Source organism: Pseudomonas sp. CFBP 13719, from assembly GCF_014842095.1.
In the GTDB taxonomy this organism is placed as follows: domain Bacteria; phylum Pseudomonadota; class Gammaproteobacteria; order Pseudomonadales; family Pseudomonadaceae; genus Aquipseudomonas.
In genome coordinates, this window is record NZ_JACYVB010000012.1 from 87,275 (window position 1) to 107,459 (window position 20,185).

16 protein-coding genes are annotated in these 20,185 nt (G+C 60.8%); 8 read left to right on the forward strand and 8 right to left on the reverse strand.

Features of this window, described 5'->3' with window-relative positions; all coding sequences use genetic code 11:
- The first annotated feature begins 20 nt into the window (after nt 1-20).
- The 8 genes from rimP to IFT57_RS25240 all read left to right on the forward strand — a co-directional run bounded on the left by rimP (nt 21) and on the right by IFT57_RS25240 (nt 9,439).
- Nucleotides 21-479 (forward strand): ribosome maturation factor RimP, encoded by a 459-nt coding sequence (gene rimP / locus IFT57_RS25205; RefSeq protein ID WP_049858705.1) that lies wholly within the window; start codon nt 21-23, stop codon nt 477-479.
- A 59-nt stretch (nt 480-538) separates the two neighbouring features.
- A complete protein-coding gene (gene nusA, locus IFT57_RS25210; RefSeq protein WP_122480184.1) occupies nt 539-2,020 on the forward strand; it encodes a transcription termination factor NusA in 1,482 nt (493 codons plus the stop codon).
- 26 nt (nt 2,021-2,046) lie between these two features.
- Nucleotides 2,047-4,563, forward strand: coding sequence for a translation initiation factor IF-2 (infB, locus tag IFT57_RS25215; RefSeq protein WP_122796338.1), 2,517 nt, complete (start codon nt 2,047-2,049; stop codon nt 4,561-4,563).
- A gap of 111 nt (nt 4,564-4,674) precedes the next feature.
- Nucleotides 4,675-5,076, forward strand: a complete 402-nt coding sequence (rbfA, locus tag IFT57_RS25220) for a 30S ribosome-binding factor RbfA (protein WP_122796337.1) — start codon at nt 4,675-4,677, stop codon at nt 5,074-5,076.
- A gap of 5 nt (nt 5,077-5,081) precedes the next feature.
- On the forward strand, nt 5,082-5,999 hold the full coding sequence (gene truB / locus IFT57_RS25225; protein ID WP_192153051.1) for a tRNA pseudouridine(55) synthase TruB: 918 nt from the start codon (nt 5,082-5,084) through the stop codon (nt 5,997-5,999).
- 143 nt (nt 6,000-6,142) lie between these two features.
- Nucleotides 6,143-6,412: a 30S ribosomal protein S15 gene (rpsO, locus tag IFT57_RS25230; RefSeq protein ID WP_043190760.1), complete on the forward strand. Its 270-nt coding sequence runs from the start codon at nt 6,143-6,145 to the stop codon at nt 6,410-6,412.
- A 251-nt stretch (nt 6,413-6,663) separates the two neighbouring features.
- The gene (gene pnp / locus IFT57_RS25235; protein WP_122480180.1) at nt 6,664-8,769 is read left to right on the forward strand and encodes a polyribonucleotide nucleotidyltransferase; all 2,106 of its coding nucleotides are present in this window, start codon (nt 6,664-6,666) and stop codon (nt 8,767-8,769) included.
- A 319-nt stretch (nt 8,770-9,088) separates the two neighbouring features.
- Complete coding sequence (locus tag IFT57_RS25240; protein WP_122714829.1) at nt 9,089-9,439, forward strand: BON domain-containing protein; 351 nt, start codon at nt 9,089-9,091, stop codon at nt 9,437-9,439.
- A 101-nt stretch (nt 9,440-9,540) separates the two neighbouring features.
- Here the strand turns inward: IFT57_RS25240 and IFT57_RS25245 are convergent, their stop codons facing one another.
- From IFT57_RS25245 to IFT57_RS25280, 8 genes are all read right to left on the reverse strand, one after another.
- A complete protein-coding gene (locus IFT57_RS25245; RefSeq protein ID WP_192153052.1) occupies nt 9,541-9,846 on the reverse strand; it encodes a DUF2845 domain-containing protein in 306 nt (101 codons plus the stop codon).
- The gene (locus IFT57_RS25250; RefSeq protein ID WP_192153053.1) at nt 9,843-12,752 is read right to left on the reverse strand and encodes a DUF748 domain-containing protein; all 2,910 of its coding nucleotides are present in this window, start codon (nt 12,750-12,752) and stop codon (nt 9,843-9,845) included. The genes IFT57_RS25245 and IFT57_RS25250 overlap by 4 nt, the downstream gene beginning before the upstream one ends.
- 113 nt (nt 12,753-12,865) lie before the next feature.
- Nucleotides 12,866-13,882 carry a class I SAM-dependent rRNA methyltransferase gene (locus IFT57_RS25255; RefSeq protein WP_122796333.1) on the reverse strand — a complete coding sequence of 339 codons (1,017 nt, stop codon included), beginning with the start codon at nt 13,880-13,882 and terminating at the stop codon, nt 12,866-12,868.
- Nucleotides 13,883-13,992: 110 nt separating this feature from the next.
- On the reverse strand, nt 13,993-15,657 hold the full coding sequence (gene pgi / locus IFT57_RS25260) for a glucose-6-phosphate isomerase (protein WP_192153054.1): 1,665 nt from the start codon (nt 15,655-15,657) through the stop codon (nt 13,993-13,995).
- 219 nt (nt 15,658-15,876) lie between these two features.
- The gene (gene panC, locus IFT57_RS25265) at nt 15,877-16,746 is read right to left on the reverse strand and encodes a pantoate--beta-alanine ligase (protein WP_192153055.1); all 870 of its coding nucleotides are present in this window, start codon (nt 16,744-16,746) and stop codon (nt 15,877-15,879) included.
- Complete coding sequence (gene panB, locus IFT57_RS25270; protein WP_192153056.1) at nt 16,743-17,543, reverse strand: 3-methyl-2-oxobutanoate hydroxymethyltransferase; 801 nt, start codon at nt 17,541-17,543, stop codon at nt 16,743-16,745. Before panB ends, panC begins: the two co-directional genes overlap by 4 nt.
- A gap of 284 nt (nt 17,544-17,827) precedes the next feature.
- Nucleotides 17,828-18,304: a 2-amino-4-hydroxy-6-hydroxymethyldihydropteridine diphosphokinase gene (gene folK, locus IFT57_RS25275; RefSeq protein ID WP_192153057.1), complete on the reverse strand. Its 477-nt coding sequence runs from the start codon at nt 18,302-18,304 to the stop codon at nt 17,828-17,830.
- Nucleotide 18,305: 1 nt separating this feature from the next.
- Nucleotides 18,306-19,685, reverse strand: a complete 1,380-nt coding sequence (locus IFT57_RS25280; protein WP_192153058.1) for a polynucleotide adenylyltransferase PcnB — start codon at nt 19,683-19,685, stop codon at nt 18,306-18,308.
- Nucleotides 19,686-20,185 lie beyond the last annotated feature (500 nt).

Below are 20,185 nucleotides of genomic sequence, written 5' to 3' on the forward strand. Positions count from 1 at the left end.
GCATGCACGAGGGGGTTCAGGTGTCGAGCAAGCTAGAACAGTTGCAGGCCTTGTTGGCCCCGGTGGTCGTGGCCCTTGGCTATGAATGCTGGGGTATTGAGTTTTCGGCTCAAGGCCGCCATTCACTTTTGCGTGTCTATATCGATAAAGAGGGCGGAGTGCTGGTGGACGATTGCGCCATTGTCAGCCGCCAGCTCAGTGGTGTACTGGACGTTGAAGATCCAATCACCGTCGAATACACCCTTGAAGTTTCTTCTCCAGGCATGGAACGCCCGCTGTTCACCATCGAACAGTTTGCCGCGTACGCCGGAGCACAAGTAAAGATAAAGCTGCGCGCCCCTTTCGAAGGACGACGCAACTTTCAGGGCCTTCTCCATGGTGTGGAGGACCAGGATGTCGTGATTCGAGTAGACGAACACGAGTTCCTGCTGCCGATCGATTCGATCGACAAGGCCAATATCATTCCCAGTTTTGACTGAGACGTGCCAGATACTGCGGGTCCCGCGGATCCAATGGCTTGCGAAAGGCGAGGCGTACGATGAGCAAAGAAGTACTGCTGGTTGTTGAGTCGGTATCCAATGAAAAGGGTGTACCGGCAGGCGTAATATTCGAAGCGCTGGAGATTGCTCTGGCGACCGCGACCAAGAAACGCTTCGAAGACGAAGTGGATCTTCGTGTGGAAATCAATCGCCACACTGGCTCCTATGAAACTTTCCGTCGCTGGACAGTCGTCGAAGAAGACGACCTGGACGATCCGGCCATCGAAACCTGGCCAAGCAAGGTTGTACTGACGCACCCCGAAGCCAAAGTGGGTGATGTCATCGAAGAGAAGATCGACTCCATCGAGTTCGGTCGCATCGCTGCCCAGACCGCCAAGCAGGTGATCGTGCAGAAAGTTCGCGAAGCCGAGCGCGCCCAGGTGGTGGATGCTTACCGTGAACGACTGGGCGAGATCATCTCTGGCACGGTCAAGAAAGTGACCCGTGACAACGTTATCGTCGATCTGGGCAACAATGCCGAGGCCTTGCTGGCTCGGGAAGATATCATTTCGCGCGAAACCTTCCGTGTCGGTGTGCGCTTGCGCGCGCTGCTCAAGGAAATTCGTACCGAAAACCGAGGTCCTCAACTGATTCTTTCGCGTACCGCGCCGGAAATGCTCATCGAGCTTTTCCGTATCGAGGTGCCGGAAATCGCTGAAGGCCTTATCGAAGTCATGGCCGCATCCCGTGATCCGGGTTCGCGCGCCAAGATCGCCGTTCGCTCCAAGGACAAGCGCATCGACCCGCAAGGTGCCTGTATCGGCATGCGCGGATCGCGTGTGCAGGCTGTGTCCGGCGAGTTGGGCGGCGAGCGCGTCGACATCGTCCTCTGGGACGATAACCCGGCACAGTTCGTCATCAATGCCATGTCCCCGGCGGAAGTCGCGGCCATCATCGTCGACGAAGACGCCCATGCCATGGACATCGCCGTGGGTGCCGACAACCTGGCCCAGGCAATTGGCCGTGGCGGGCAGAACGTGCGTCTGGCCAGCCAGTTGACCGGCTGGACACTGAACGTGATGACCGAGTCGGACATTCAGGCCAAGCAGCAAGCGGAAACCGGTGACATCCTGCGCAACTTCATCGACGAGCTGGAAGTCGATGAAGAGTTGGCCCAGGTACTGGTCGACGAAGGCTTCACAAGCCTGGAAGAAATTGCCTACGTACCGTTGGAAGAGATGCTCAACATCGACGGCTTTGACGAAGACATCGTCAACGAGCTTCGCGCTCGGGCCAAGGATCGTTTGTTGACCAAAGCCATCGCTACAGAGGAAAAGCTGGCAGACGCCCATCCGGCCGAAGACCTGCTCTCGCTTGAGGGTATGGACAAGGATTTGGCGATGGAACTGGCGGTGCGCGGCGTAGTTACCCGCGAAGACCTGGCCGAGCAGTCGATTGACGACCTGCTCGACATCGACGGCATTGACCAAGATCGTGCCGGCAAGTTGATCATGGCCGCCCGAGCCCATTGGTTCGAGTAATTGGCGCGGCCTGAGGAGAGAAGTGCATGACGCAAGTCACGGTGAAAGAATTGGCCCAAGAGGTCGCCGCACCGGTAGAGCGCCTGCTTCAGCAGATGCGTGAGGCAGGTCTGCCGCACACCGACGCCGGACAAGTTGTGACCGACAATGAGAAGCAGGCTCTGCTGACTCATTTGAAAAGCAGCCACAAGGCGAAAGCGGAAGAACCGCGCAAGATTACCTTGCAGCGCAAGACCCAAAGCACCCTGCGTGTGGCCGGTAGCAAGAGCATCAGCGTAGAAGTACGCAAGAAGAAGGTATTCGTTCAGCGCAGCCCGGAAGAGATCCAGGCCGAGCAGAAGCGCGAGCTCGACGAGCGTCGCGCAGCGAATGATGCTGCCCGTCAGAAGGTTGAGCAGGACACGCGTTCGCGTACCGAAGAAGAAACGCGCAAGCAGCCTAGCACCGCTCAGGCCGACGCCCCTGCCGTCGCGACCCAAGCTCCTGCGGCGCCAAGCGTCGAAGTGGCTGCGGTCGCCCCGGCACCTGCACCGGCTCCCGAGCGCAAGAAGGAAGAGCCTCGTCGTCCCGACAAGCCGCGCAACGACGACCGTCGCAGCGGCAGTGGCAACAGTGATGGCGAGCGCAAGAACCAGCCTCACCGTGCCACCGTCAAGGAAAAGGCTCCGACGCCGCGCGCCGCACCGCGTACCACCGACGAAGAGAGCGATGGCTTCCGTCGTGGCGGTCGTGGCAAGGGCAAGCTGAAGAAGCGCAACGCCCACGGTTTCCAGAGCCCTACCGGGCCGCTGGTACGTGACGTGAAAATCGGCGAGACCATCTCTGTTGGCGATCTGGCCGCACAGATGTCGGTCAAGGCTGCCGAGATCATCAAGTTCATGTTCAAGCTGGGCACGCCAGCCACCATCAACCAGGTGCTGGATCAGGAAACTGCCCAGCTGGTTGCCGAGGAGCTGGGTCACAAGGTGACCCTGGTCAGCGACACCGCCCTGGAAGATTCCCTGGCCGAATCGCTGAAGTTCGAGGGTGAGGCGTTCGCTCGTGCACCGGTCGTGACCGTCATGGGCCACGTCGACCACGGCAAGACCTCGCTGCTCGACTACATTCGTCGTGCCAAGGTTGCTGCAGGCGAAGCCGGCGGTATCACCCAGCACATCGGTGCCTACCACGTCGAAACCGAACGCGGCATGGTCACCTTCCTCGACACCCCGGGCCACGCCGCGTTTACCGCGATGCGTGCCCGTGGTGCCAAGGCGACGGACATCGTGATCCTGGTGGTCGCGGCGGACGACGGCGTGATGCCGCAAACCATCGAAGCCGTTCAGCATGCGAAAGCCGCTGGCGTGCCACTGGTGGTTGCAGTGAACAAGATCGACAAGCCAGGTGCCGACCTGGACCGTATCCGCAGCGAGCTGTCGGTTCACGGTGTGACTTCGGAAGAGTGGGGCGGCGACACCCCGTTCGTACCGGTTTCGGCCAAGCAGGGTACTGGCGTCGACGAACTGCTCGAAGCCGTGTTGCTGCAGGCTGAAGTACTGGAACTGACCGCAACGCCATCGGCTCCCGGCCGCGGTGTGGTCGTTGAATCGCGCCTGGACAAGGGCCGTGGCCCAGTGGCCACCGTGCTGGTTCAGGACGGTACGCTGCGTCAGGGCGACATGGTGCTGGTCGGTTCGAACTACGGCCGCGTACGTGCCATGCTCGACGAGAACGGCAAGCCGATCAAGGAAGCCGGTCCGGCCATTCCGGTCGAGATCCTGGGCCTTGACGGTACCCCGGATGCGGGCGACGAGATGAGCGTGGTTGCCGACGAGAAGAAAGCCCGTGAAGTGGCTCTGTTCCGTCAAGGCAAGTTCCGCGAAGTCAAGCTGGCCCGTGCTCATGCCGGCAAGCTGGAAAACATCTTCGAGAACATGGGCCAGGAAGAGAAGAAGACGCTCAACATCGTCCTCAAATCCGACGTCCGTGGATCGCTGGAAGCGTTGCAGGGGGCCTTGAACGGCCTGGGCAACGACGAAGTGCAAGTGCGTGTGGTCGGTGGCGGCGTCGGTGGTATCACCGAATCCGATGCCAACCTGGCGCTGGCTTCGACAGCGGTACTGTTCGGCTTCAACGTGCGGGCCGATGCTGGCGCGCGCAAGATCGTCGAGCAGGAAGGTCTGGATATGCGTTACTACAACGTGATCTACGACATCATCGAAGACGTCAAGAAAGCGCTGACCGGTATGCTGGGCAGCGATGTTCGCGAGAACATCCTGGGTATCGCCGAAGTGCGTGACGTGTTCCGTTCGCCGAAGTTCGGTGCGATCGCCGGCTGCATGGTCATCGAGGGTGTGGTCTTCCGCAACCGTCCGATCCGTGTACTGCGCGAAGACATCGTGATCTTCGAAGGCGAGCTGGAATCGCTGCGTCGCTTCAAGGACGATGCGTCCGAAGTGCGTGCCGGCATGGAATGCGGTATCGGCGTCAAGAGCTACAACGATGTCAAGGTCGGTGACAAGATCGAAGTCTTCGAGAAAGTCCAAGTGGCTCGTACTCTCTAAGCTGCGACCTCCAGGAACCTGTCCGGCCAGTGCCGGGCCGGTTCTAAACGCAACGCCCGATCCGGCCCAGCCTGATCGGGCGTTTGCCGCTCTAGTTACAGGTAATGAAACATGGCAAAAGAATACAGCCGTACCCAGCGTATCGGCGATCAGATGCAGCGCGAGCTGGCGCAACTGATCCGTCGCGAGGTCAAGGATCCGCGCGTTGGCCTGGTCACCATCACAGCGGTCGAAGTCAGCCGCGATGTCGGTCATGCCAAGATCTTCATCACCGTCATGGGCCAGGACAGCGCTGCTGATATCGCCCAGAGCATCAAGGTGCTGAACTCGGCCGCCGGTTTCCTGCGCATGCAGTTGGCCAAGGAAATGAAGCTGCGCAGCGTGCCGCAGTTGCACTTCCACTACGACGAGAGTGTGAGCCGCGGCGCTCATCTGTCGGCGTTGATCGAGCGTGCCGTGGCCGAAGACAGCCAGCATCACGTGGACGAGTCGGCCAAAGAGCCCAAGGAGTAATCCCGGTGGCTCAGGTCAAGCGTATCCGTCGCAATGTCAGTGGCATCATCCTGCTGGACAAGCCACTGGGGTTCACATCCAACGCCGCGCTGCAGAAAGTGCGCTGGCTGCTCAATGCCGAGAAGGCCGGTCACACCGGCAGTCTCGATCCATTGGCGACCGGTGTGCTGCCGCTGTGCTTTGGCGAGGCGACCAAGTTTTCCCAGTACCTGCTCGAATCCGACAAAGGCTACGAGACCCTGGCGCAGCTGGGCAAGACCACGACCACGGCGGATGCCGAGGGCGAGGTTCTGCAGACCCGCGAGGTGACCGTCGGTCACTCCGACATCGAGGCGGTATTGCCTCGTTTCCGCGGCCAGATCAGCCAGATACCGCCGATGTACTCGGCGCTCAAGCGCGATGGGCAGCCGTTGTACAAGCTGGCACGTGCCGGTGAAGTAGTGGAGCGCGAGCCGCGTTCTGTTACTATTGCGCGGCTGCAATTGCTTGGCTGCGAGCAGACCACTGCAAGGTTCGCCGTGGACTGCAGCAAAGGCACGTACATTCGGACCCTGGTCGAAGACATCGGCGAGGCGTTGGGATGCGGTGCGTACGTGGCAGAACTGCGTCGCACGCAAGCGGGCCCGTTCAGCCTGACGCAGACGGTTACGCTCGAAGAGCTCGAAGCCGTGCATGCCGAGGGCGGCAACGAGGCAGTGGACAGGTTCCTGCTGCCTTCGGACAGCGGCTTGCAGGATTGGCCTCTGCTGCAGTTCTCGGAGCACAGCGCGTTCTACTGGCTCCACGGCCAGCCGGTGAGGGCTCCCGAAGCTCCCAAGTTCGGCATGGTGCGGGTACAGGATCACAATGGTCGCTTCATCGGTATCGGTGAAGTGAGCGAAGACGGGCGCATTGCGCCACGTCGCTTGATTCGGTCGGAATGACCGATCCCGGTCGCCACGGTATTCGTGGCGGCTGGTCGAGGACGGCTGTCAACAGGCACGGTCGCACCTCTTCTCATGAAAACAGGGTTTTGCCCTGGCCTGTTGGACACTGCGTGCAGTGCCCTTGATAGTGGAGATGCCTCATGGCTCTTAGCGTTGAAGACAAAGCTCAAATCGTTGCCGACTACCAGCAAGCCGTTGGTGATACCGGTTCGCCAGAAGTGCAGGTTGCACTGCTGACGCACAACATCAACAAGCTGCAGGGTCACTTCAAGGCCAACGGCAAGGACCACCACTCGCGTCGTGGCCTGATCCGTATGGTCAACCAGCGCCGCAAGCTGCTGGACTACCTGAAGGGCAAGGACGTCACCCGTTACAGCGCCCTGATCGGTCGTCTGGGTCTGCGTCGCTAATAGCGGCTCGACACGCGGTGACAAGCGTGGTTTGCCATGTTCGCAGGCCTGGGCTCAAGTCCGGGCCTGCGAGGGCGCCACGCGCAATCCTGAGGTTGGTTGTCTGTCGTACCCCAGCGGGTTTTCCGCGGGGGCGGGCAGGTTTCCAGCCTCAAGTTGTATCTGGACGGTCAACGGGGCCGATTCCCCGCTCTGCCCAAGAATTTCGCAAGAAACCAGTTCCCCCAAGAGCCAACAGAAGGTAGGAAACCGTGAACCCGGTAATCAAGACGTTTCAATTCGGTCAATCGACCGTAACCCTCGAAACGGGCCGTATTGCCCGTCAAGCCTCCGGCGCCGTGCTGGTCACCGTCGATAACGACGTGACCGTACTGGTCACCGTGGTAGGTGCCAAGCAAGCCGATCCAGGCAAAGGCTTTTTCCCGCTGTCCGTGCACTACCAGGAAAAGACCTACGCTGCCGGCAAGATTCCCGGTGGTTTCTTCAAGCGTGAAGGCCGTCCTTCCGAGAAAGAAACCCTGACCTCGCGTTTGATCGATCGCCCGATCCGCCCGCTGTTCCCAGAAGGCTTCATGAACGAGGTGCAGGTCGTCTGCACCGTCGTTTCCACCAGTAAGAAAACCGATCCGGACATCGCTGCGATGATCGGTACCTCGGCGGCCCTGGCCATTTCCGGCATTCCGTTCGACGGCCCGATCGGCGCTGCGCGCGTGGCTTTCCACGAGAGCACTGGCTACCTGCTGAACCCGACTTACGAGCAGCAGCAGGCTTCGAGCCTGGACATGGTCGTGGCCGGTACCAAAGACGCCGTGCTGATGGTTGAATCGGAAGCCAAAGAGCTGACCGAAGACCAGATGCTGGGCGCCGTGCTGTTCGCCCACGATGAGTTCCAATCGGTCATCAAGGCCGTCGGCGAGCTGGCTGCAGAAGCCGCCAAGCCCACCTGGAGCTGGACTCCGAAAGCTTGGAACACCGAGCTGCTGGGCGCAATCCGTGGCGAATTCGGCGATGCCGTTTCCCAGGCTTACACCATTACCGTCAAGGCCGATCGCTACGCCAAGCTGGGCGAATTGCGTGACCAGGTGATCGCCAAGTTCTCCGGCGAAGAAGGCAAGCCAACCGCAGCCGAAGTGAAGGAAATCTTCGGCGAGATCGAATACCGCACCGTTCGCGAAAACATCGTCAACGGCAAGCCACGTATCGACGGTCGCGACACCAAGACCGTGCGCCCGCTGAACATCGAAGTCGGTGTTCTGCCGAAAACCCACGGTTCGGCCCTGTTCACCCGCGGTGAAACCCAGGCGCTGGTCGTGGCGACTCTGGGCACTGCCCGCGACGCTCAGTTGCTGGACACCCTGGAAGGCGAGAAGAAAGACCCCTTCATGCTGCACTACAACTTCCCTCCGTTCTCGGTGGGCGAATGTGGTCGCATGGGCGGCGCGGGTCGTCGTGAAATCGGCCACGGCCGTCTGGCCCGTCGTTCGGTACAGGCCATGCTGCCAGCCGCCGACGTGTTCCCGTACACCATCCGCGTGGTATCGGAAATCACCGAGTCCAACGGTTCCAGCTCCATGGCGTCGGTCTGCGGTGCTTCCCTGGCACTGATGGACGCCGGTGTGCCGATGAAAGCACCGGTTGCCGGTATCGCCATGGGCCTGGTCAAGGAAGGCGACAAGTTCGCCATTCTCACCGACATCCTCGGTGACGAAGACCACCTCGGCGACATGGATTTCAAGGTGGCCGGTACCGCCAAGGGCGTTACCGCGCTGCAGATGGACATCAAGATCAACGGTATCACCGAAGAGATCATGGAAATCGCCTTGGGCCAGGCGCTGGAAGCGCGCCTGAACATCCTCGGTCAGATGAACCAGATCATCGGCACTTCGCGTACCGAGCTGTCGGAAAACGCGCCGACCATGATCGCGATGAAGATCGACACCGACAAGATCCGCGACGTGATCGGCAAGGGTGGCGCCACCATCCGCGCCATCTGTGAGGAAACCAAGGCTTCGATCGACATCGAAGACGACGGCTCGATCAAGATCTTCGGCGAATCCAAGGAAGCAGCTGAAGCAGCGCGTCAGCGCGTTCTGGGTATCACCGCAGAAGCCGAGATCGGCAAGATCTACGTGGGCAAGGTCGAGCGCATCGTCGACTTCGGTGCTTTCGTCAACATCCTGCCAGGCAAGGACGGTCTGGTTCACATCTCGATGCTCAGCGATGCGCGCGTCGAGAAAGTGACCGACATCCTCAAGGAAGGCGAAGAAGTGGAAGTACTGGTACTGGACGTGGACAACCGCGGCCGTATCAAGCTGTCCATCAAGGACGTTGCTGCTGCAAAGGCTTCGGGCGCCTAAACTCGCCGGCGTGAGAAAAAGAGTCCTTCGGGGCTCTTTTTTTTCGACTAGAGTTTGCTCAGTAGCTTGCGCTTTGTTGGGAGTGCTCAGTCAAGGCGTTCTAAAACGTCAGGGAACTTTTGCGAACTTGCAACTTGCACGCAAAATTACCCGCAGACGTGCAACTTGCACGAAAGACGTTTTTTGGCAGAATTTCAAGTTGTTGATAATAAAGGATTTTATCGATGTTGGCGGGTTGGCACGAGGTCTGCAATATCCTTGTCACCTGCCACCAAGACATTAAATGGTGCAGACCTTTCAAAAAACAGGAGTGACTCGTATGAAGAAGTTCGCTATTGCTGCCGCTGCTGCTACCGCGCTGACCATGACCATGGCCAACGCTGCTTTCGCTCAACAGTCCACCCAGGCTCCAATGGTTGTTGCTGCTGGTGAAGTGACTCACGCCAAAGAAGCAACCTCCGACACTTGGATCACCACCAAGGTCAAGTCCGATCTGGTCACCGAGAAAGGCATTCCAGGCACCGACATCAAGGTAGAAACCAACAAAGGCGTGGTATCCCTGTCGTCGACCGTTGCTGTGACCGATGCTCAGAAAGCTACTGCCGTGCGTATCACCAAGGCAATCAAAGGCGTGAAAGCAGTTTCCGCCGATGGCCTGAAAGCCGAGTGAGTTTCATGCGAAGGCCACAGGGACGTGGCCACTGAGAGCCCCGGCGCCATGCGACGGGGCTTTTTTTATGAGCGTCTTTAACGCAGTCGGACAATGATGAGTCAGTTGCGGCTGCTTTCGATCTGCACCAGTTTGCTGCCGACGAACTTCAGGTATTGGCTCATACCGTTCGAAGGTCCGTACACCCACTCTTCTATCGGCAGTTCGACGCGTCGATTGATCGGCCCCGATCGTTCGTAGCCCGTCTGAGCCTTGCTCGCAGGCGCGCCGCATTTCTGTTCGACCTGAACCGTGCGGTCGTTCAGCGACACCAGAGTATTGCCACAACGCATCGTCGAGGCGGCGCTGGCTGAGGTGCACAGTGCCAGCAGCAACGGTACGCAGGTGATCCAAGTCAATTTGTTCATTCGGCATCCAGATGCAGGGGAGTGATGATGCGCCCATCTTTTTCGGCCTGGCCCAGGGCTGCATCGATGAAGTACACACGCTCGTCCGCCAACTGGCCCTTGTCGACCAGAAAGTCCTTGATGCTGCCTGCACGCGCCTGCCCCAGTTGACGCAGCAGGGCATTGTTCGACGCCCATGATTTGAGTACCGCCTCGCGCAGCCGGTCGGTGCGGACACGGCTTTCCAGCTGCTGCCATTCCACCGGCGGCTGGCCCTTGAGGCGAGTGCGGTAGATGGCCTCGAGCATCGCAGGCTTGTCGTCTTCGGGTACTTGCATCTCGGCGGCGGTGGCGGGGACTTTGTCGCCGCGGCGCTGAGCCATCTTATAGTAGGTGCTTTGATACTCGCGCTCCAGGCGCTGTTGGGCAATCAGCGGCCCGTCGCTGGCTTGAGCGCTGGTGCCTTCGATTTCCAGACGCAGTGTGGGGCGTTCCTTCAAGGCCGCTGCCAGCTTCATCAAGGCCGCCTGGGCCTCGGCGCTCAATTCATCCGACCCGGGACGGAACGACACCGTGCTGAGGTCTTCCGAGCCGCCGCCACTGACCAGTCCACCGATGAACTTGAACGGCGCCTGGGCGGCACGCACCATCAGGTTGCGCAGGGTCTGCCAGACGATCGGCATGACGCTGAACTGCGGGCTGTTCAGATCGCCGCTCACCGGCAGTTCGATGGCGATCCTGCCTTGGGAATCCTTGAGCAGCGCTATGGCCAGGCGCAGCGGCAGATCGACTGCATCCGGGCTGTCGACCTTGTCCCCTAGTTGCAGCTGTTCCACCAGCAGCTTGTTCTCTGCCTTGAGCTGGCCCTTGGTGATCAAGTAGTGCAAGTCGAGGTTCAGACGGCCCTTGCGGATGCGATACCCGGCGAACTTGCCTGAGTAGGGTGTCAGGGTGGTGAGCTCGACGCGTTTGAAGCTGGTGGTGATATCCAGGCTGGCCATAGGGTCGAACGGATTCAGCGCACCGGCGATGGTCACCGGCGCGTAGCGGTCGACCTTGCCCTGGATGTCGATGCGTGCGGGCTTGGCCTGACGGTTGTCGATCGTACCGATGCGCCCGTTGAGTTGCTGAACCGCCGTGGCAAAGTTCGGAGTGAGGCTGAAGTCGGCAAAGTTGGCCGAGCCATTGTCGATGTCCACGGCGCCGATGCGAATACCCAGAGGTTTTTCAGCACCTGCGGGTTTCCCCGCATTGGCCGAGTTGGCGGGCTGCGCGGGTTGCGGAATCAGCAGGTCGTCGATATTGGTGGTACGGTCTTCGTTGATCATGAAGCGTGCGTAAGGCTGTTGCAGCTGCACCCGCTCGATCTCCAGACGATCGCCATGGCGATAGTCGAGGCCGTCGAGAGTCAGGTGCTGCCATTTGACGAAATCGCGTTCCTTGAGGGTATCGAGCGTGTGCAACTGATCGATTTCAGCGCGGCCTGACACTGTCATCGCCAAGGGTTCGGTGCTGGTCAGTTGCACAGCAAGATCGCTGTCGAGCATGCCGCTGCGCAGTTCCAGGCGAATCAGCGGGCTGATATAGGCCTGAGCGACCCGCAGGTCGATGTCTTGGGTGCTGACCTTCAGGCGTGCGGCAACCGGGGCTAGGCTGACCTCGCCGCTGGCCTGCAGGTGGCCTTGCTTGCCCAGCCCGGTGTCCAGCTTGAGGGTGAAGGGAGCGCCGTTGAGGCTGTCGAAGTCACGCAGATCCAGGTTGAGGGGGCCAAGCTCCACCGCTACGTTGTCGGTCGGCACGCGGTCTGCCAGATGCACCCGGTAGTCGCGCAACTGCACATCCTTGAGCAGAACCTGCCAAGGCTTGGCTGGCGCGGCTGGCGGCTTGCTGGGTGCTGGCGTCTGTGCCTGCACCTGCGCCGTCGTCGGGCTGGCGAACAGCTTTTGCCAATCGAGCTGCCCATCCGCTTCGCGGGCGGCCCAGGTTTCCAGGCCGCGACTGCGTATCTGGCCGACCCTGACCAACTGCTTGACCAGATCGACCGATGTGTCGCTGACCTCCAGGTGCTCGAGCCGCGCCAGGGGGCGACCATCGGGGGCAGCGATCGCGAAGGGCGCAACGGTGAGGGCTACCTTGTTCAGGGTGAGCTCGGTCTGCTTGGCCAGGTTCAGGTTGTAGTCGGCACTGAGGGAAAGTACGCCCTTTTCCAGAACTAGGGGCACGCTGTCACGCACGTACGGCCACCAGACGCTCATCTGTGCATCGGTCACCTTCAGCGAGCCCTGGGAAGACACCGGGCTCAGACCAATTCGCCCGCGCCAGTCGATACGACCGCCTTGAGGGCTGTTGGCCACTAGGGTCATATCGGCGTGATCGTCCGGCAGCGTACTAAGGTTCTGCAGCTCCAGGTTCATCGAGTCGTAGAGAAACTCGATCGGCTGGCTGGGACGCAGATCCTTGAAATGCAGATAGCCATCGACCAGCTTGATACTGTCGATGCGCAACGCGAAAGGTTCGGAAGGCTGGTCCTGTGTGGCAGGGTCGCCGGCGGGAAGCTTGAACAAGTTGCTCAGATTGAGCTTGCCGTCTTTGTCGAACAGCACTTCGGTCCGGGGCTTTTCCAGCTCCACGGCAACCAAATGCAGCGCGCCGGTCCACAGGCTGTCCAGTTGCAGATTGGCGTACAGCCGGTCAAAACCGACCTGCTCGGCGCCAGGCTCACCGATTTTCAGCCCCCACAAGGTCAGCTCGAGACTGAACGGATTGAATTCCAGGCGCTGCAACTGGGCAGGAACAGTGGAATAGTCTGCCAACTGCTGATTGGCAACCCGCAGCGCGATGCCGGGCAGGATCAGGAAGCCGAGCAGAGCGTACAGCGCCACCAGCGCCACAAGGGTGGCGGCGGTGCGTTTCAATCCTTTGGACATGGAAATGAGGCCATCTGACGTGATCTGAGGTGCTTGGAGTATGGCACGTCAATGCGGTTCCTATGACTCAGGCCGCGTAAGTCATGGAATTTTCACCAGTTGCTGTAGGAAAACTAGAAATTCAGGATCAGCGTCTTCAACGGTGGATGGCCGTCGCTGGAAGGGAAATCGGCGGCTGGGCTCAGCACCGCGTATTCACGCACAGGCCGTCCGGCTTTTTCGGCGCAGCGCAGCACTTGATCGCGCCAGTCGTCGAGGCTGACCTTGGCCAAATTGTTGCAGCAGACCAGTACGCCGTTGTCGGCCGTGGCAAGGATCGCGGGCTTGAGCAGGCTCTGGTAATCGCGCAGCAGGTCGACCGTGCCGAACGCGCTCTTCGCCCAGGCGGGCGGGTCGAGAAAGACCAGATCGTATTGACGTTGCTGCAGGCGCGGATAGTCCGGCAGTTTCTGCCCGCGACGCGCAGTGATGGGTAACCCGGCCAGCTGCCGAATGGCGGGAAAGTAATCCGACTGGATGAACTGCATGGGCGCAAGATCGGGGTTCAGCGTGCCGTTCTCCGCACCGACCGCCAGGTTGCCTTCGGCAAAGTCCAGGTTGCACACCTCGCGGGCGCCGCCCGCTGCCGCGCTCAGGCCTACGCCGCAGGTGTAGGCGAACAGGTTCAACACGCTTTTGCCAGCACTGTTTCGCTTGACCCAGCCGCGCGCGTTGCGCAGGTCGAGAAACAGCAACGGGTCCTGTCCGGGATGCCGTCCGCGTACGCGATAATTCAAACCCCATTCGTGTCCGATCATGTCGACCAGCGCCGCGTCTTCGGCACGATACACCGTGTCGTCCCGGTCGATCCGCGAGTTGCCTCGTGAACGGTCGTTATACACCAGCAGCAGCGGCGTCTGCAGGTGTTGCTCGACGGCGCCGTGCAGGGCCAGCAGGTCTTCGTGTGTCAGCGTCTGATGAAAGCTTTGGATCAGCAGTTGCGGACCGTAGCGGTCGACGGTCAAGCCACCGGCACCTTCCTGGCTGCCATGGAACAGGCGATAGCAATCAGTGCCCTGTTCATGCAGTTGCTCGAGCAGTGAGGAGCGGACGTCGAGGGCGGCGCGCAGCGCCTGGATCAAAGCGGACATGCACGGTGCCTGACGCAAAAAGAAGGGAGGCAATTCTACATCAATTGCCCGGTGCAACGGGGTATCGAACCACCGCGACGCTGGCTTGCAGCGCCGCGGGATATCCAGGGTCAGCCGCGATGACGACCGCGGAAATAGTTGATCAGGCCCTGGGTAGAGGCATCTTCGGCCAGCGATTCGTTTTCACCGATCAGGCGCTGGTAGACACCCTTGCCCAGCTCCTTGCCCAGTTCCACGCCCCACTGATCGAAAGCGTTGATGCCCCACAGCACGCTCTGCACGAACACCTTGTGTTCATACATGGCCACCAGGGCGCCCAGGCGACGCGGGCTGATGCGCTCGACCACCAGCGTATTGCTCGGACGGTTGCCGGGAATGACCTTGTGCGGCGCCAGTTTCTGCACCTCGTCTTCGGCCATACCGCGCTCGCGCAGTTCGGCTTCGGACTCGCTGCGGCTCTTGCCCAGCATCAGCGCCTGGCTCTGCGACAGGCAGTTGGCGAACAACCACTGGTGATGGTCGGCGACCGGATTGAAGCTCACCACCGGGACGATGAAGTCGGCCGGGATCATGTGGGTGCCTTGGTGCAGCAACTGGTGATAGGCATGCTGGCCGTTGCAGCCGACGCCACCCCAGATCACCGGGCCGGTATCGATGTTCACCGGCGTGCCGTCCTGGCGCACGCTCTTGCCGTTGGACTCCATGTCCAACTGCTGCAGGTGTTTGGTGATGTTGCGCAAATAATGGTCGTACGGCAGGATCGCGTGGCTCTTGGCATCCCAGAAATTACCGTACCAGACCCCCAGCAAGGCCAACAGCACCGGCATGTTCTGTTCGAACGGCGCCGACTGGAAATGCTGGTCCATGGTGTAGGCGCCCGACAGCAGCTCCTTGAAGTTGGCCATGCCGATCGACATGGCAATCGGCAAGCCGATGGCCGACCACAGCGAATAACGCCCGCCGACCCAGTCCCACATCGGGAAGATGTTTTCTTCGCGGATGCCGAACTCGACGGCTGCGGCATTGTTGCTCGACACCGCGATGAAGTGGCGGTACAACTCGGCTTCCGAGCCGCCCTGGGCCAGGTACCAGCCCCGCGCGGCCTGCGCGTTCTTCAATGTTTCCAGAGTGCTGAACGACTTCGAGGAGACTATGAACAGGGTCGTCTCGGCACGCAGCTTGGCCGACAGCTCGTGGAACTCACTGCCATCGATATTGGCCAGGTAATGGCAGCGCACGCCTTTCTGGGCGTACGGCAGCAAGGCTTCGGACACCAGTTCCGGGCCGAGGAAGGAGCCACCGATACCGATGTTCACCACGTCGGTGATCGGCTTCTCGGTGTAACCACGCCACAGGCCGTCATGGATGCGCGTGACCAGCTCGGTGATCTGGTTGAGCACCTTGTGCACGTCCGGCATCACGTTGACGCCGTTGACATTGAGCTTGTCGCCCACAGGGCGGCGCAATGCGGTGTGCAAGGCCGGACGGCCTTCGGACGCGTTGAGCAGTTCGCCGGCAAACATCGCCTTGATCGCGCCTTGCAGGTCGACTTCGTTGGCCAGTTGCACCAGCAGGTCGCGGGTCTGGGCGTCGATCAGGTTTTTCGAATAGTCGAGGAACAGGCCGCAGGCGCTCAGGGAGAAATGTTCGAAGCGCTGTGGGTCGGCATTGAAGGCATCGCGCATGCTGAAGTCTTGCATGGCAGCGCGGTGTTGGGTTAGCGCCTGCCAAGCGGGCAGGGTGGTCACGTCATGCGGGGTTCGGTAGTACGCCATCGCTGCAAATTTCCTTTTTCTTGAACTGCCTTTGGACATTGGAACGCTCGGCCGGTTGCGTGCCTGCTGCATCAAAAGATCCAACAGGCGGCCAGGGTGGTTGCGGGCCGCTGATCGGCTGCCAATGCACGGTTCGGACGCTGCACCACCTTAAACCGCCGCGCGCGTTCTGTCTGCGCCTAGTGAACGATGCGCGAGGGACTTTCAAGCTGTCGCGGTTCAGCCGTGTTGAGTGTCGTGATCGAGGTCCAGGTGCAGGTTGTCGATCAGTCGGGTAGTGCCAAGATTCGCCGCGAGCAGAATCACCAGGTCGCGGTCTTCGGCAGTGGCTGGACGCAAGGTCACGGCGTGGCGAACTTCCAGGTACTCCGGAGCGAAGCCGGCTTGGGCAATGACCTGCCTGGCGTTGTCCAGCAGCAGCGGATAGTCGCGACGGCCTTGGCTTATCTGCGCCGCGACCTGGCTGAGCACCTGATACAACAGAGGCGCCTGAGCACGCTGCTCCTGGCTCAGATACCCATTGCGCGATGACAGGGCCAGGCCGTCTTCGGCGCGCACGGTCGGCTCGCCGATGATCTGGATGGGCATATTGAGGTCGCGCACCAGCGCGCGAATCACGGCCAGTTGCTGGTAGTCCTTCTGGCCAAACACGGCCAGGTCCGGCTGGACCATGTTGAACAGCTTGCTGACCACCGTCGCCACGCCTTCGAAATGGCCTGGACGACTGCTGCCGCACAAGCCCTCGGACAACTGCGGAACGCTCACTCGGGTCTGCCCGGCCATGCCGTCGGGGTACATTTCCGCCGCCGAAGGTGCGAACAGCAGGCTGCAGCCTGCCTGCACCAGCCGTTCCTGATCGGCCGCCAGGGTGCGCGGGTACTTGTCCAGGTCTTCGCCGGCGCCGAATTGCAAAGGGTTGACGAAGATGCTCGCCACGACGAAATCGACACGCTGGGTGGCCTTGGCGACCAGCGCGGCATGACCGCTGTGCAGGTTGCCCATGGTCGGTACCAGCCCGATACGCTTGCCTTCGCCACGGGCACGGGCCACGGCGGCGCGCAGTTCTCGTACGGTCTTGACGGTGTTCATGAGGCGAATCCATGTTCGGGTGCGGGAAAATCCACCGCCTTGACGGCGGCGACATAGGCGCGCAGGGCGCCGTGAATATCACTCTGCCCGTTCATGAAGTTTTTCACGAACCGCGGCACGCGGCCGCTCAGGGAGAGCCCGAGCATGTCGTGCAGAACCAGCACCTGGCCGTCGACTGCGCTGCCGGCGCCAATGCCGATCACCGGGATCTTCACCGCCTGGGCGATGTCGGCAGCCAGCTCCACGGGCACGCATTCGAGCAGCAGCATGGCCGCTCCGGCCTGCTCCAGGGCAATGGCGTCGGCACGCATCTGGCGTGCCTGGATGTCCTGACGGCCCTGTACCTTGTAGCCGCCCAGCAGGTTCACCGATTGCGGGGTCAGCCCCAGATGAACGCAGGCCGGAATACCGCGCTCGGCCAGCAAGCGCACCGACTCGGCGAGCCAGGCAGCGCCTTCGAGCTTGACCATGTGCGCCCCGGCCTGCATCAACAGCGCACTGTTGGCCAGAGTTTGCTCGCAGGTGGAATAGGCCATGAACGGCAGGTCGGCAACGATGAAGGCGCCTTGGTTGCCACGTTTCACGCAGCCGACATGGTAGGCCATGTCCGCCACGGTCACGGGCAACGTGCTGTCATGCCCCTGCAGCACCATGCCTAGCGAATCGCCCACCAACAATACTTCGACACCGGCCGCGCAGGCGGCGTGGGCGAACGTCGCGTCGTAGCAGGTCAGCATGGTGATCTTTTCACCCTTGAGCTTGAGGCTCTGCAGGGCGGTCAGGGTAAGTTCGGGCATGAAAAGTATCCTCGGGCTGGCGCTGTATCGACACAACATCATCTGTCGTGATGTTTGGAAACCCACTCATAAAGGTTGGTTTCGCGCCGTTTGGCACCTCAGGGGTGCGACGGGCCGCCTATAGTCGTGAGCACGACCGGGGAAGTCAATTGGGTTGAAGGCTTCTGCGTGGGCAGAGCTCGCTGACACAGGTTCCGTGTGAGATCCACCTCTTTGTGCATAGAGCTCAATTCCACAGGTTCCCTGTGGGAGCGGGCTCTGCCCGCGAAGAGGCCCTACCTGCGCTACTGTCTTTCCAGCCCCGCGAACGGGCAGGCAGCCAGAAGCGCGCGCAGGCTGCGGCCGTCCGCCAGCATGAAGCCCTCGTCAACCAGTTCGGCCAACGGATACAGCACGAACGCGCGTGCCTGCAGATGGTAGTGCGGCACCTTCAAACGGGGTTCGTCGATCACCCGGTCGGCATAGGTGATGATATCCAGGTCCAGGGTGCGCGGCCCCCAGCGCTCGATACGTTCGCGGCCCTGCTCGTGCTCGATCGCCTGCAGCGCATCGAGCAGCGGCAGTGGCGCCAGCTCGGTGTCGAGGGCTGCCACGGCATTGGTATAGCGAGGCTGGCCGGGTAACAGTGAGTCGCTGGTATAGAACGAAGAAACCGCTGTCAACGTGGTGTCCGGCAGTGCAGCCAGGGCCTGCAACGCCTCGCGCAGTTGCCGTTGCGGGCTTTCCAGGTTGCTGCCCAGGCCGATGTGCACGCGCTGCATGTTACTCGTCGCCTTCTGCGCGCTTGCGTTTGGTGCCGGTACGGCGACGCTTGCGTGGCGCACCTGATTCATCCTTGCCGCCCAGGTCTGCGATCATCTCGCGGCGTTCACTGTCGTTGCAGTCCTGATAGTCGGTCCACCACTCACCCAGGCCTTCGGTCTCTTCGCCGGCCTTTTCGCGCAGCAGGAGGAAATCGTAGCCGGCGCGGAAACGCGGATTGTCCAGTAGCAGATCGGCACGTTTACCGCTGCGGCGCGGCAGGCGCTCTTGCATGTCCCAGATCTCGCGAATCGGGATGGTGAAACGCTTGGGAATGGCGACGCGCTGACATTGCTCGGCAACCAGTTCATGGGCTGCTTCCTGCATTGCCGGGATCGGCGGCATGCCGCGGCTCTGCAGGCGCAGTACGCGTGCCGGCAACGCTGGCCAGAGCAGGGCGGCGAACAGGAAGGCTGGGGTGACCGGCTTGCCTTGCTTGATGCGCAAGTCAGTGTTGCGCAGTGCTTCGCTGATCAACGTATGGGTATAGGTCGGGGTGTCTTCCAGCGCCTGCGTGGTGGCTGGAAATAGCGAATCGAACAAGTGCAGGTCGACAAGCATCTCGAATGTGTCGGCGGCATGGCCGGACAGAAACAGCTTGAGCACTTCCTCGAACAGCCGCGCCGAGGGTATTTCGCGCAGCATCGGCGCCAGCTCGCGAATCGGCGTGGCCGTGTGCTTCTCGATGCCGAAATCCAGCTTTGCGGCGAAGCGCACCGCGCGCAGCATGCGCACTGGATCTTCCTGATAACGCTGGGTCGGATCACCGATCAGGCGAATCAGACGGTTGCGCACGTCGTGTACGCCATTGGCGTAGTCCAGAATGCGCTCGCTGACCGGATCGTAGTACAGCGCATTGATGGTGAGGTCGCGGCGCTGGGCGTCGTCTTCCAAGGTGCCGTAGACATTGTCGCGCAGGATGCGTCCGCTCTCGCTGCTCGAGGAACGATGGACATCCTGTTCGTCGTCTTCTTCCGGGTGATTGGCTCGGAAAGTCGCGACTTCGATGATCTCGCGGCCGAAATGGATGTGCACGAGCTTGAAGCGTCGGCCAATCACTCGGGCGTTGCGAAACTCGGCACGTACCTGCTCCGGCGTGGCGCTGGTAGCGACGTCGAAATCCTTGGGCACGATGCCCAGCATGAGGTCACGTACGCAACCGCCTACCAGATAGGCCTGGTAGCCAGCGGTCTGCAGGCGTTCGACGATGCCCACGGCGTGGCGGCTGAACTGGCTGCGCTGCAGCGAGTGTTGGCCAGCATTGAGCACTTCGGGCGTGGTACGCCGGTGCTGCGGATGACGCGCGGGAGTATTCAAAGACTTGAACAGCTTCTTCAGCATGGGATGCACTGTTTGAAGGGATTTTCGGCCATATACGAAGAACGACCGCATGATGGGCGGGGATTCTAGCATTTAGTCGAGGGATGGTGTAGGAGGCTGCACCGGTCGGCGCAAGCGGCAGGACAAAAGCCGGAAACTACAAGGGGAGCCGAAGCTCCCCAAGAAGTAGTTGCGTGCTCTGTTTTTGTTTTTTGTCGGGCTTTTTGTTTTTGTTGAGTGCCCTGCCCACCGAACCTGGGTTCGGGGGTGTCTCCCTATTCGGGAGCAAGAGCAAACGGATTGCTTTGGTCGCTGTGCTGTGATGATCAATGTGATCCAACCAGTTCTGGCATCTGCTTCAAAGCAGTTGTTGTAGTTCTCTGCCTGGCTGCGGGTTTCCCCGAATACAACGCCTCTCCAAAAGAATCAGTTAGCTGCGCCTCCGCCGTGTTGTTCTTGTTATGCGTGAGTCGATTCGTCTTGTTCTTGTTATGGGTTTGCTTGCTTGTTGTTGTTCTTGT

Excerpts from the sequence above, each read along its gene's own strand:
- IFT57_RS25255 (WP_122796333.1), bottom strand. The coding sequence starts at position 13,882 with ATGTCCGCTTTGATCCAGGCGCTGCGCGCCGCCCTCGACGTCCGCTCC.
- IFT57_RS25245 (WP_192153052.1), bottom strand. The coding sequence starts at position 9,846 with ATGAACAAATTGACTTGGATCACCTGCGTACCGTTGCTGCTGGCACTG.
- IFT57_RS25250 (WP_192153053.1), bottom strand. The coding sequence starts at position 12,752 with ATGTCCAAAGGATTGAAACGCACCGCCGCCACCCTTGTGGCGCTGGTG.
- rbfA (WP_122796337.1), top strand. The coding sequence starts at position 4,675 with ATGGCAAAAGAATACAGCCGTACCCAGCGTATCGGCGATCAGATGCAG.
- IFT57_RS25240 (WP_122714829.1), top strand. The coding sequence starts at position 9,089 with ATGAAGAAGTTCGCTATTGCTGCCGCTGCTGCTACCGCGCTGACCATG.
- IFT57_RS25280 (WP_192153058.1), bottom strand. The coding sequence starts at position 19,685 with ATGCTGAAGAAGCTGTTCAAGTCTTTGAATACTCCCGCGCGTCATCCG.
- nusA (WP_122480184.1), top strand. The coding sequence starts at position 539 with ATGAGCAAAGAAGTACTGCTGGTTGTTGAGTCGGTATCCAATGAAAAG.
- panC (WP_192153055.1), bottom strand. The coding sequence starts at position 16,746 with ATGAACACCGTCAAGACCGTACGAGAACTGCGCGCCGCCGTGGCCCGT.
- pgi (WP_192153054.1), bottom strand. The coding sequence starts at position 15,657 with ATGGCGTACTACCGAACCCCGCATGACGTGACCACCCTGCCCGCTTGG.
- rpsO (WP_043190760.1), top strand. The coding sequence starts at position 6,143 with ATGGCTCTTAGCGTTGAAGACAAAGCTCAAATCGTTGCCGACTACCAG.
- panB (WP_192153056.1), bottom strand. The coding sequence starts at position 17,543 with ATGCCCGAACTTACCCTGACCGCCCTGCAGAGCCTCAAGCTCAAGGGT.
- folK (WP_192153057.1), bottom strand. The coding sequence starts at position 18,304 with ATGCAGCGCGTGCACATCGGCCTGGGCAGCAACCTGGAAAGCCCGCAA.
- infB (WP_122796338.1), top strand. The coding sequence starts at position 2,047 with ATGACGCAAGTCACGGTGAAAGAATTGGCCCAAGAGGTCGCCGCACCG.